Raw genomic sequence first — 11,941 nt, 5'->3', positions numbered from 1 at the left:
GTGTACTTGGACGGAAGTGGCGCAGCCGTACGGCGGCCGGGGCCGGCTCAGCCCTGCTGGAAGAGCTCGGCGGGCAGCGGCTTCAGGAGGGTGTACAGATCGTCGGTGATCGGCCGGTCCCAGCTGGCGATGGTGACGAGGACACCGTCGCTGCGGTCGAACTGCACGCAGGAGATACGGCTCTCGGAGAGCTTCACACGGCGGACGATCAGCAGGTTGTCCCCCTGCATCACGGGCATGTCCTCGGTTCCGGTGACCTCGACCGGCTCGTCGTTCTCCAGCGCGAGCAGCAGCTGGGCCACCTCGAAGGGGACCTGGCCCTCCTCGGTCTCGCGGGCGGGCGAGCCCTCCGGGAGGTTGCCGATGATCATCGCGGGGCCGCGGCCGCCGAACAGGTCGTAGCGCAGGAACACACCCTGGCAGCTGCCGTCGGGGGCGGGCAGCAGGCCGGCGCCGAGGTTTCCGGGCCAGTCGCCCGGGTCCATGGCCAGGACGTCGAAGTCGGGGCCCGCGGGTGTGGCGGCGCTACGGCGGCGGAGGAAGGACATGGAGACATGTTACGTGTCCGGGCCCGCCTCGCCGAGCCGGGCCCGGGCAGGTCATCGCGGCTCCGCCCCGTCGCAGCGCCCCCGGTCACCCCGTACCCGACTCCGCCGCCAGCGTCTCCAGCACGGCGACGGCCTCGGCAGCCCGGTCGTACGGGACGAAGAGGTGGTCGTGGTGGAACCCGGCCACCACGTTGCAGCTGATCCCCGCATCGGTGAGGGCGAGCGAGACTGCGGCGGTCAGACCGACGGCCTCCAGGGCCGAATGCACACGGAGAGTGATCCAGCCGGCCACGTAGGAGTACGGCAGCCCGGCCGCCGCGGCTTCGGCCTGCGGGAGCACCAGCGTGAGACCTTCGGCCTCACGGACCGTGACGACGGGGCGGGCACTGTCGGGTACGGCCCCGTCGGACGTGGTCACGTAGACGTAGCGCCCCGGGTTCAGCTCGGGGCGCAGGCCGCTCAGCAGGACGCGAAGATCGCTCTCACCTGTCACACCCACCACGCTACCCACCGACCGCGCGTTGCCGCTCGTCATGTGACACCAGCTTTTGACCGTGGCCGGCCTGCGGGAAATCACCGGAGAAGGCCGCTGCGGTGATTTCCTCATCGGTCGTGGGTCGCAGGCCGACCGTTCCGTCGGCGCCGAGCGGCTTTCGTACGCAGACGTCGGTGCGGGCCGGTCGAGGAGGTTCAGGTGCAGGCGTCCTCGACGACGACTCGTCGCACTGTGCGCAGCGTCGAACGGAGACTGTCCAGATCGGTCGAGCCCAGAGCGAGGCGGATCGCCTGCGGTGTGTGCGTCGAGGTGGTGAACGGCTCCGCCGTGGTGACCGAGACGTTCCGGCGCGCAAGGGTCGCGGTCAGGCGATCGGCGCGTGCGTCGTCGGGCAGTGGCAGCCATGTGAAGTAGGACGAGGGGTGGCCGATGAGTGGCAGGCCCGTCAGCTCTTGTCCGGCGAGTGACTGGCGGGCCTTGGCGTCGTCCCGTTTCCGCGCTTCCAGGTGGTCCACCGTGCCGTCGTCGAGCCAGCGACAGGCGATCGCGGTGGTGAGGGCGGGGGTGTTCCAAGTGGTCGCACGGATCGCGCGTTCGAGCGAGGGCACCACGGAGGGCGGGGCGACGACGAAGCCGACCCGCAGGCCGGTGGCGATGCTCTTGGACAGCCCTGAGACGTAGACGGTGATGTCCGGCGCGGTTGCGGCCAGAGGCGGAGGAGGGTCCTCGACCAGGAAGGCGTAGGAGGCGTCTTCGATGATGAGGGGGCCGTACTGTCGGGCGATCTTGATCAGGCGGTTCCGGTCGGTTGCCGGCATGACCCAGCCCAGCGGGTTGTGCAAGGTGGGCATGGTGTAGATCGCGCGCACAGGACGGGTCGCGCACAGCTTCTCGAGGGCATCGAGATTTGGTCCGTCGGCGGTCGCCGGTATGGGCGCGAGGTCGAGGTGAAAGGCGTGCGCGAGCACCTTGAAACCGGGATAGGTCAGTGCGTCGACCGCGACGACGTCGCCGGCGTCGAGCGCGGCCATGACGGTGATGGCCAGGCCGTGCTGGGCGCCGTTGGCGATGAGAACCCGATCCGCGTCAGTGGTGATTCCCCGGCGCCTCAGGTGACGTGCGACCGAGGCTCTGTCCTGGGGACGCCCTCGGTGTGGCTGGTAGCGCAGCAGCGTGTCGAGGTCCCCCGAGGTGGCCACCTCTCGCAGGGCCTGCCGCAGGAGGTCGGCTTGGCCGGGCAGCGACGGATAGTTGAAGTTGAGGTCCACGGCATCCGTGGCGACGACCTGCTGATCGATGCCGTGACCGGCGGGCACCGCGATGTCACGTACGAACGTGCCACGGCCCTGTTCCCGGCTCACCAGGCCCATCGTCTCCAATTCGGCGTACACCCGGGTTGCGGTCACCACGGCGATGCCCTCACGAGCGGCGAGCCCGCGGTGTGTCGGCAGCCGCGCGCCCGCGGCGAGCCGCCCCGTCCGGATGTCGGATGCGAGCACGTCGACCAGTTCCTTGTACCGCGAGGGTGCCATGCATCGAAGTGTATCCATGACAATTCTTTGACTGTCCTGTTCGCGGGTCCTTACCGTCTGGACCCACGCCCGTTCATACGGAAGGACAGCCGCCGTGCACATCGCCATCCTCACCTTCGAGGGCTACAACGAGCTCGACTCCCTGATCGCGTTCGGTGTACTCAACCGGATCAAGTCCGACGACTGGCGCGTCACCATCGCCACCCCCGGCCCCAAGGTGACGTCGATGAACGGGGCGGTCATCGAACAGATGGCCACTCTTGAGGAGGCGTGCGCCGCTGACGCCGTCATCATCGGCAGTGGCATCGCTACCCGCGAGGTCGTCGAAGACCCGGCGATCATGAACATCCTGAGCGGCCTGGACCCCTCGCGCCAGCTCATCGCGGCGCAGTGCTCCGGCGCGCTCGTGCTGGCCAAGCTCGGCCTGCTCGACCACATCCCCGCCTGCACCGACCTGATCACCAAGCCCTGGGTGGTCGCCGCCGGCGTCGAGGTGCTCAACCAGCCCTTCTACGCCAAGGACAACATCGCCACAGCAGGTGGCTGCCTGGCCTCGCACTACCTTGCCGCCTGGATCATCGCCCGCCTCGAGGGCAACGACGCCGCCGAAAGTGCACTGCACTATGTCGCCCCGGTCGGCGAGAAGGAGGCTTACATCGAACGTGCCTGGCGCAACATCGTTCCCTACCTGCCCGCTCCCGCACCGGCGCTCGTCTGACAAGACGGCGACCCCCGCACCGCTCCCGGCGACCGGTCCGGCCGGGCTGCCGCGATCCGGTGGGCGGCCGTCAGCTCGGGTCGAACTTTCCGTGCTGGGCGTTCACGACGAACGTGCGCCATTGCGCAGGGGCGAAGACCAGCGGCGGGTTGCCCGGGCGCCCGGCGTTGCGCATCGCGATGAACCCCTCGACGAAGGCGATCTGGACGTCGCCGACGCCCTGGCTGCCGGACCGCCACCGAGCGTTGCCGAGGTCGAGTTCCGGCCTGTCCCAGCGGGCGAAGGGCGGCTGGGGTCTCATTCTGCGCGCCACGTACGCTCCTTGCGCTCGTCATTGCGGCCGGGACTGAGCCTAGCCATCGCGGGCGTTCCCGAACAGGTCGCGGTACACGGCCGGTGGTGCGGCCTGTCCGGGGGACTCGCGGGTCAGCCCGTGGGCGGTTCGGAACCGACGAGCCACATGGAGAAGAACTGCGCCCCGCCGCCGTAGGCGTGGCCGAGCGCCCGCCGGGCCCCGTCCACCTGGTGTTCGCCCGCCCGTCCCCGCACCTGGAGGGCGGCCTCGGCGAAACGGATCATTCCTGAGGCGCCGATGGGATTGGTGGAGAGCACGCCGCCCGAGGGGTTCACGGGCAGGTCACCGTCGAGTTCGGTGACTCCGGCCTCGGTCAGTTTCCAGCCCTCGCCCTCGTCCGCGAAGCCGAGGTTCTCCAGCCACATGGGTTCGTACCAGGAGAACGGCACGTACATCTCGACGGCGTCGATCTCCCGGCGCGGGTCACTGATCCCGGCCTGCCGGTACACGTCGGCGGCGCAGTCCTTGCCGGCCTGCGGCGAGACGAAGTCCTTGCCGGCGAAGAGGGTCGGTTCGCTGCGCATCGCTCCGCCGTGCACCCAGGCGGGCGGATGCGGTGAACGGTCGGCTCCCGTGCGGTCGGTGAGGATCATCGCGCAGGCCCCGTCGGAGGACGGGCACGTCTCCGAGTAGCGGATGGGATCCCAGAGCATGGGCGCGGCCTGGATCTTCTCCAGGGTGATGTCCCGGTCGTGGATGTGGGCGTACGGGTTCTTGAGCGCGTTGCGCCGGTCCTTGTACGCGACGAGCGAGCCGACGGTGTCCGGCGCCCCGGTCCGGCGCATGTAGGCGCGCACGTGCGGAGCGAAGAAGCCGCCCGCGCCGGCCAGCAGCGGCTGCTGGAACGGGATGGGGAGCGAGAGGCCCCACATCGCGTTGGACTCCGACTGCTTCTCGAAGGCGAGGGTGAGGACGGTCCGGTGCACGCGGGCCGCGACGAGGTTCGCGGCGACGAGCGCGGTGGAGCCGCCGACCGAACCGGCGGTGTGGACCCGGAGCATCGGTTTTCCGACCGCGCCCAGGGCGTCGGCGAGGTAGAGCTCCGGCATCATCACGCCCTCGAAGAAGTCGGGCGCCTTGCCGATGACGACGGCGTCGATGTCCGCCCAGGTCAGGCCGGCGTCCTGGAGGGCGGCCACGGCGGCTTCGCGGACGAGGCCGGCGAGGGAGACGTCGCGGCGGGCGGAGACGTGCTTGGTCTGGCCGATGCCGACGACGGCCACGGGCTCCTTAGGCATGGGCGCTCTCCCCTTCGAGTACGGCGACGAGGTTCTGCTGGAGGCAGGGCCCTGACGTGGCATGGGCGAGTGCCCGGTCGGACTCGCCGCGGTGGATGCGGGCGGCGGCCTCACCGAGGCGGATCAGCCCGGCGGCCATGAGCGGATTGGCGGCCAGTGCGCCGCCGGACGGGTTGACCCGGACGTCGTCGCCGAGACCGAGGGCCTTGCGCAGCACCACTTCCTGCGAGGTGAACGGTGCGTGCAGTTCGGCGGTGTCGACGGGGCGTTCGAAGACCCCGGCCCGTTCGGCGGCGAGCCGGGTCGACGGCGATTCGGTCAGCTCGCGCACTCCGAGACCGTGGGCCTCGATGCGGTGGTCGATGCCCCGGATCCAGGCGGGCCGTGCGCACAGGGCCCGCGCGGTGTCGCCTGCGGCGAGGATCACGGCGGCGGCGCCGTCGCCGATGGGCGGGCAGTCGCCGGTCCGCAGCGGCTGGACGAGGTAGTCACCGGCAGGGACCGCGCCGTCGAGCTGCGCGTGCGGGTTGTCGGACGCGTCCGCGCGGCTGCGGGCGGCGACGGCCGCGAGCGCGGTCTCGTCGGTATCGCCCGCGTCGATGAGCGCCTGGGCCTGGAGTGCGGCGAGCGCGACGGAGTCGGGCCACAGCGGTGCGGTGTAGTACGGGTCGAGCTGCCGGGTGAGGACGTCACGCACCTGGCCGGGCGAGGACTTCCCGTACGCGTAGACGAGCGCGGTGTCCGCCTCACCGGTCTGGATCTTCACCCAGGCCTCGTACAGGGCCCAGGCACCGTCCATCTCGACATGGGACTCGGAGATCGGCGGGTGCGCGCCCACCCCGTCCAGCGCCATGGTGAAGGAGAAGGCGCGGCCGGCGAGGTAGTCGCTGGAGCCGGAGCAGGTGAAGCCGATGTCGCTGGTCCTGAGGCCGGTGGCGTCGAGGACCTGGTGCAGGACGGGCATCAGCATCTCGACTTCGGACAGTTCGTCGGTGCGCCGCAGGTGGTCGGTCTGCGCGAAGGCGACGATCGCTACGTCTCGCATCTAGACCAGCTCCTTGTACGCGTCGTAGTCGGCGTCCGGCTCGCCGGTGGGCCGGTAGTGGTCGGGGTGGCGGCTGCCCTCGGCCCATACGGGCTCGACGCGCAGTCCCATCCGCACCTGGTCGTAGGGGATGCCGCCGATCCGGGCGTGCAGGGCGAGGTCGGCGCCGTCGAGGGCGATGTGCGCGTAGACGTAGGGCACCTCGATGTCGAGGTTCTTCGCCTTGATGTTGACGACGCAGAAGGTGGTGACCGTGCCGCGGGGCCCGACCTCGACCCGTTCGTCGGTGGCGACGCCGCAGGTGGGGCAGGCGCCGCGGGGCGGGACGTACACCTTGCGGCAGGACGGGCAGCGTTCCCCGACGACTCGCCGGCCGGCGAGCGCTTCGAGGTAGGCGCTCTGCGCGCGGCCCGGCGAGTAGGTGTAGTCCAGGCGTGCGGGGGTGACGATGCCGGTCACCGGGTCCGCGAACTCGCCTTCGTGCGGGGCGCATCCGCCCGGTTCACCCTCGTACGGTTCGAAGCAGGCGATGTCCGTGATGGCACCGGTTCGGGCCTCGGCCCAGCGGACGCGGACGCGCATGCCGGTGCTGACGGCTTCGGGGCCCGGTGCGTCGAGGACGTGCAGGAGCGCGGTGTCGGCGCCGTCGAGACGGACGAGCACCCAGGCGAAGGGGGTGTCGAGCGGCTGGTCGCGGCGGGGGTGCGGGTTCCAGGCCCAGGTGGTGACCGTTCCGGTGGCCGCGACCTCGACCAGGTCGCCGATCTCCTCGGCGGTGACGGGGTCGTACTCGACGGGCGGGACCAGGACCTTGCCGTCGCCCGTCCGGACGCCGAGGACGGTGCGTTCGCGCAGTCCGGTGAGGAAGGCGCTCTGTACGGGGCCGAGGGAGCGGGTGAAGGGGAATTCGACCACCAGCGGTGCGCTGAGGACGTCGGGCACGGTTGCCTCCTTGGTTGGGCAGTGTCTCGTCGGTCAGGCCCGCCGGTAGACGGGAGGGCGCTTCTCGGCGAAGGCGCGGGCGCCCTCCTTGGCGTCGGCGGTGGCGAAGACGGGCCAGCCGCGCTTCAGTTCGGCGGCGAGGCCGTCGGTCTCGGTCATCTCCGCGGTCTCGTACACGGACGCCTTGACCTCCTCGACGGCGAGCGGGCCGCAGGCGTTGATCTGCTCGGCGACGGCGAGCGCCGCGTCCAGTGCGGCGCCGTCGGGCACGACCCGGCCGATCAGCCCGATCCGGGCGGCTTCGCCGGCGGTGTAGGGGCGGCCGGTGAGCAGCATCTCGAGTGCGTGCGTGCGGGCGATCTGGCGCGGCAGCCGTACGGTGGAGCCGCCGATGGGGAAGAGGCCGCGGCGGACCTCGAAGAGTCCGAAGGTGGCGCTCTCGCCGGCGATGCGGATGTCGGTGCCCTGCAGGATCTCGGTGCCGCCCGCCACGCAGTGACCCTCGACGGCGGCGATGACCGGCTTCCGGGGCCGGTGGTGGCGGAGCATGGCCTTCCAGTGCAGGTCGGGGTCGGCCGTCATCCGGTCCCGGTACCGCTCGCCCTCCATTCCCTTGCCGGCCAGGGCCTTGAGGTCCATGCCGGCGCAGAAGCAGCCGCCTGCTCCGGTGAGGACGACGGAGCGGATCTCCTCGTCCTCGTCGGCGGCCAGCCAGCCGTCGTACAGGCCGACCAGCATCGGCAGCGAGAGCGCGTTCTTGCTCTCGGGCCGGTTCAGGGTGAGCACCAGTGTGGCGCCTTCGCGCTGCACGGTGAGGTGTTCCGTACCGCCCATGGTCTGTCTCCCGTCTCAAGGCTAGAACAGGTTGCAGTAAGCGGGGAGGCAGTTCAATAGTTTTCTGACAGTCAGTCAGTTTTCCTCCCGGGCCCCCTTCCCACTTGTGCCGGTCGGCGCTCTAATGACCGCCGGGCCACTCAGCAACCGGGGTCAGGAGGAACGGTGGAGTACAACCTTGCCGACCTGTTCGAATCGGTGGTCGACGCCGTCCCGGAACGGGAGGCGCTCGTCTACCTCGACCATCCCGGAACAGGGGCCGAGCGCAGGCTCACGTACGCGGAGCTCGACACCGCGGCCAACCGTATCGCGCACCACCTCATCGAGGCGGGCATCGGCCCCGGCGAGCACCTCGGCCTGCACCTCTACAACGGCGTCGAGTACCTCCAGACCGTGCTGGCCTGCGTGAAGGCGCGCATCGTCCCGGTCAACGTCAACTACCGCTACGTGGAGGAGGAGTTGGTCTACCTCTACCGTGACGCGGATCTGACGGCTCTGGTCTTCGACGCGGAGTTCGACGAGCGTGTCGCGGCCGCCGCCCCCCGGGCGCCGAAGCTCCGCCATCTCGTGCGGGTGGGGCCGCCGGCGGACGGCACACCCGGCCCGGACGCCGTCGCGTTCGCCTCGGCGGAGGCGGCCGGGGACCCGGGGCGCGGTTTCGCGCCCCGCTCGGCCGACGACCAGTTCATCATCTACACGGGCGGCACCACGGGCATGCCCAAAGGGGTGATGTGGCGCCAGGAGGACCTGTTCTTCTCCGGCCTGGGCGGCGGAGCGCCGACGGGCGAGGCGGTGAAGACCCCGCAGGAGCTGGCCGAGCGGGTGGCGGCCGGTGGGGAGGGCATCACCTTCTTCCCCACTCCCCCGCTGATGCACGGCACCTCGACGCTGACCGCGTTCATCGGCTTCAACTTCGGACAGCGAGTCGTCGTCCATCGCAAGTACGTGCCGCACGAGGTGCTCCGCACCATCGAGAAGGAGAAGGTCACGAGCGTGTCGCTGGTGGGCGACGCGATGCTGCGGCCGCTGATCGACGCGCTGAACGGGCCGCTGAAGGGCACCGACTGTTCGTCGATGTTCTCCGTCTCCAGCTCGGGCGCGATCATGTCCGACTCGGTGCGGGCGGAGTTCCAGGCACTGGTGCCCCATGTGATGCTGCTGAACAACTTCGGCTCCTCCGAGTCCGGCTTCAACGGCACCGCGACCGCCGACTCCGGCCCGCGGAACGGCTTCCGGCTGCGGGTCAACGCCCGTACGGCGGTCGTCGACCCGGCGACGTACGAACCGGTGGCGCCGGGCGAGCCGGGCCGGATCGCCCAGCGCGGTCACGTACCGCTCGGCTACTACAACGACGCGGCCAAGACCGCCGAAACGTTCTTCCGCAAGGGCGACGAGCGCTGGGTGCTGCTCGGCGACATGGCGACGGTGGACGACGAGGGCATCGTCACGGTGCTGGGCCGGGGCTCGCAGTGCATCAACACCGGCGGCGAGAAGGTGTACCCGGAGGAGGTCGAGCAGGCGCTCAAGTCCCATCCGGACGTGTACGACGCACTGGTCGCGGGCACTCCCGACGAGCGCTGGGGCAACCGGGTCGCCGCCGTGGTGCAGGTGCGCGAGGGCGCCGACGCTCCCTCGCTCGACGACGTCCAGGCACACTGCCGCACCCGGCTCGCCGGCTACAAGATCCCGCGGCACCTGGTGATCGCCCCGGAGATCCAGCGCTCCCCCAGCGGCAAGGCCGACTACCGGTGGGCCCGCTCCGTCGTCGCCCCCCGCCCGGCCGCCGACTGACACGGGCCGGCCCGGGGCGAATCACCCGAGTGCACGGCCCCGCGTCCGCGGCGGACGCGGGGCCTCCACGACGGCGTGCGCCATTCGGGCACGGCCCGTGTCCAACCGGGCACCATGCGTGGCATCGAGGTGTGATCGCCCATAGCTTCGGCTCATGAGGAAACGACACATCAAATGCCTCGTGAGCATCGCAGCCGCCTCGGCCGCCGGACTGGGCGTCGTCGCGCCGTCCGTCCCGGCCGCCGCCGCGGGCGGCCACGTGGTGCGTCCGGGCCAGTCGATCCAGGCAGCGGTGGACGCCGCGCAGCCCGGTGACACCATCGTCGTCCGGCCCGGCACCTACCGCGAGAGCGTGCTGATCACCACGCCCGGACTGACCCTGCGCGGCTTCGGGGACCGTACCGTCATCAAGCCGGGCGCGAGCGGGGACCGCACGGAGAACGCCTGCGCGAAGGCCGGCAACGGGATCTGCGTACTGGGCACGGCCCAAAACACCGTGGACGCCGTGTCCATCAGGTCCCTGACCGTGTCCGGCTTCACCCGGAGCGGCGTCTGGGCGTCCTGGACGGACGGACTGGAGGTCCGCTCCGTGACGTCCCGGTCCAACGGCGTCTGGGGCATCGCGGAGCAGCGGTCCACCCGCTCCGACATCCGCCACAACACCGCCCGTTCCAACGGTGACGCGGGCATCTTCGTCGCCAACAGCGTCGACGAGGAGGGCGGCGCCACCGACACCGGCGGCACCCGGGTCCGCGGCAACACCCTCACCGACAACCGGATCGGCTTCACCGCCCGGCGCGTACGGAACCTGACGGTGAACAACAACACCTTCACCGCCAACTGCAGCGGTGTGTTCGTCGTGGGCGACGAGGGCAAGCCGCAGGCCGGTGCCATGACCATCCGGTCCAACAGGATCACCGAGAACAACAAGTTCTGCGCCGCGACCGAGCGGCTGCCCGCGATCCAGGGTTCCGGGATCGTCCTCACCGGCACCGAGTCCACCGAGGTGCGGTCCAACGTGATCCGCGACAACGTGGGCGCCACCCCGCTCTCGGGCGGCGTCGTGCTCTTCAAGAGCTTCGTAGGGGCGAAGAACACCGACAACACCGTCAGCGACAACACGGTCCTGGGCAACCAGCCGGCGGACCTGGCCAACCAGGACACCGGCACGGGCAACCGCTTCACCGGCAATGTCTGCACCACCTCCGCACCGGCCGGGATGTGCTGACCGGTGTTCCCCCGCACGAGGAGAAGCGAGACGGTATGACCACCGTGAGCACCACCCCCTCCCCCACTCCCGTCCAGCCCGTTCCGACTCCTCAGCCGGCCATGCGGCTGCGCGAGATCGTGTTCGGAGCGGCCCGTTCCGCGGCCGTGCGCGCCGCCGCCCGGCTCGGAGTCGCCGACGCACTGGGTGAGACGCCTGCCACCGCGGAGGAACTCGCCGCTGTGGTGAAGACCGAACCGGGGCCGCTGCGACGGCTGCTGCGCGCCCTGTCCTGCTACGGCATCTTCACCGAGACCGCCGACGGCGCCTTCGCCCACACCGACATGTCGCGGCTGCTGCGCGAGGACGACCCGAACAGCCTGCGGGACATCTCGCTGTGGTGCACGGAGCCGTGGACGTGGGAGGTCTGGCCCCGTCTGGACGACGCGGTGCGTTCGGGCGGCAACGTCTTCGAGGACGTGTTCGGCAAGGAGTTCTTCGACTACCTCCACCAGGACGCCCACGAGTCGGCCCAGGTGTTCAACCGGGCCATGACGACGTCCAGCACGCAGTCCGCACTGGATGTCGCCGCCCTGCTCGACCTGACCGGGGTGTCGGTCGTCGCCGACATCGGCGGCGGTCAGGGACACGTACTGGCGAGCCTGCTGGACAAGCACCCGTCGGTCAGCGGCACCCTGATGGACCTGCCCGGTGTGGTGGCACGGGCCGACGAACGGCTGCGGGACGGCGGTTCGCTCGCCGGCCGGGCGAGCATCGTGGCCGGTGACTGCCGTGAGGGCATTCCGGTGGCGGCCGACCTCTACATCATCAAGAACATCCTGGAGTGGGACGACGACAGCACCCGCCGGGCGCTGGGGGCCGTCATCGCGGCGGCCCGTCCCGGGGCCCGGGTCGTCGTCATCGAGAACCTCGTCGACGACACCCCGTCGATGCGGTTCACCACCGCCATGGACCTGCTGCTGCTCCTGAACGTCGGCGGTGCCAAGCACACCCGGCAGAGCCTGGTCGACCGCCTGACCGACGCCGGGCTGACCATCGGTGAGATCCGGCCGGTCAACCCGTACCTCCACGCGTTCGAGTGCGTGATCCCCGGCTGACACGTCCGTACATGACGGGGTCCCGGGCCCCGCCCCCCGGCCGGGGGCCGGGCCCCCGCCAGTAACGACGGGGCACCCGGGGCGACCCCCCCAGAACCGGGGGGGGGGCCCGTATTA

At 70.6% G+C, this 11,941-nt stretch carries 12 protein-coding genes; 4 read left to right on the top strand and 8 right to left on the bottom strand.

The features are described from left to right. Positions 1-47 precede the first annotated feature (47 nt). From ACFYPA_RS19330 to ACFYPA_RS19320, 3 genes are all read right to left on the bottom strand, one after another. Complete coding sequence (locus ACFYPA_RS19330; RefSeq protein ID WP_018550733.1) at positions 48-548, bottom strand: hypothetical protein; 501 nt, start codon at positions 546-548, stop codon at positions 48-50. An 85-nt stretch (positions 549-633) separates the two neighbouring features. Continuing rightward, the gene (locus ACFYPA_RS19325) at positions 634-1,041 is read right to left on the bottom strand and encodes an ACT domain-containing protein (protein ID WP_359320806.1); all 408 of its coding nucleotides are present in this window, start codon (positions 1,039-1,041) and stop codon (positions 634-636) included. Positions 1,042-1,238: 197 nt separating this feature from the next. Beyond that, positions 1,239-2,576: a PLP-dependent aminotransferase family protein gene (locus tag ACFYPA_RS19320; RefSeq protein WP_359320809.1), complete on the bottom strand. Its 1,338-nt coding sequence runs from the start codon at positions 2,574-2,576 to the stop codon at positions 1,239-1,241. Positions 2,577-2,670: 94 nt separating this feature from the next. Here ACFYPA_RS19320 and ACFYPA_RS19315 point away from each other — a divergent pair, with 94 nt between their 5' ends. Next, complete coding sequence (locus tag ACFYPA_RS19315) at positions 2,671-3,294, top strand: DJ-1/PfpI family protein (RefSeq protein WP_359086828.1); 624 nt, start codon at positions 2,671-2,673, stop codon at positions 3,292-3,294. A gap of 70 nt (positions 3,295-3,364) precedes the next feature. On the opposite strand, the gene ACFYPA_RS19310 is transcribed toward ACFYPA_RS19315, so the two are convergent. The 5 genes from ACFYPA_RS19310 to ACFYPA_RS19290 form a co-directional block, all read right to left on the bottom strand. After that, a complete protein-coding gene (locus tag ACFYPA_RS19310) occupies positions 3,365-3,595 on the bottom strand; it encodes a DUF397 domain-containing protein (protein ID WP_359086844.1) in 231 nt (76 codons plus the stop codon). A gap of 125 nt (positions 3,596-3,720) precedes the next feature. After that, on the bottom strand, positions 3,721-4,887 hold the full coding sequence (locus tag ACFYPA_RS19305) for a thiolase domain-containing protein (RefSeq protein ID WP_359086829.1): 1,167 nt from the start codon (positions 4,885-4,887) through the stop codon (positions 3,721-3,723). After that, the gene (locus ACFYPA_RS19300; RefSeq protein WP_359086830.1) at positions 4,880-5,932 is read right to left on the bottom strand and encodes a thiolase domain-containing protein; all 1,053 of its coding nucleotides are present in this window, start codon (positions 5,930-5,932) and stop codon (positions 4,880-4,882) included. The genes ACFYPA_RS19305 and ACFYPA_RS19300 overlap by 8 nt, the downstream gene beginning before the upstream one ends. Continuing rightward, positions 5,933-6,874 carry an OB-fold domain-containing protein gene (locus ACFYPA_RS19295; RefSeq protein WP_359086832.1) on the bottom strand — a complete coding sequence of 314 codons (942 nt, stop codon included), beginning with the start codon at positions 6,872-6,874 and terminating at the stop codon, positions 5,933-5,935. Positions 6,875-6,907: 33 nt separating this feature from the next. Beyond that, the gene (locus ACFYPA_RS19290) at positions 6,908-7,708 is read right to left on the bottom strand and encodes a crotonase/enoyl-CoA hydratase family protein (protein ID WP_359320812.1); all 801 of its coding nucleotides are present in this window, start codon (positions 7,706-7,708) and stop codon (positions 6,908-6,910) included. A 165-nt stretch (positions 7,709-7,873) separates the two neighbouring features. Here ACFYPA_RS19290 and ACFYPA_RS19285 point away from each other — a divergent pair, with 165 nt between their 5' ends. The 3 genes from ACFYPA_RS19285 to ACFYPA_RS19275 all read left to right on the top strand — a co-directional run bounded on the left by ACFYPA_RS19285 (position 7,874) and on the right by ACFYPA_RS19275 (position 11,824). Then, positions 7,874-9,499 carry an acyl-CoA synthetase gene (locus tag ACFYPA_RS19285; RefSeq protein WP_359320815.1) on the top strand — a complete coding sequence of 542 codons (1,626 nt, stop codon included), beginning with the start codon at positions 7,874-7,876 and terminating at the stop codon, positions 9,497-9,499. A gap of 154 nt (positions 9,500-9,653) precedes the next feature. Next, complete coding sequence (locus ACFYPA_RS19280) at positions 9,654-10,727, top strand: right-handed parallel beta-helix repeat-containing protein (protein WP_359320818.1); 1,074 nt, start codon at positions 9,654-9,656, stop codon at positions 10,725-10,727. A gap of 35 nt (positions 10,728-10,762) precedes the next feature. After that, on the top strand, positions 10,763-11,824 hold the full coding sequence (locus ACFYPA_RS19275) for a methyltransferase (RefSeq protein WP_359086840.1): 1,062 nt from the start codon (positions 10,763-10,765) through the stop codon (positions 11,822-11,824). The last annotated feature ends 117 nt before the right edge of the window (positions 11,825-11,941 follow it).

The sequence above is a fragment of the Streptomyces sp. NPDC005775 genome (assembly GCF_042871565.1).
In the GTDB taxonomy this organism is placed as follows: domain Bacteria; phylum Actinomycetota; class Actinomycetes; order Streptomycetales; family Streptomycetaceae; genus Streptomyces.
This window is presented reverse-complemented; position numbering and strand designations above follow the sequence as displayed.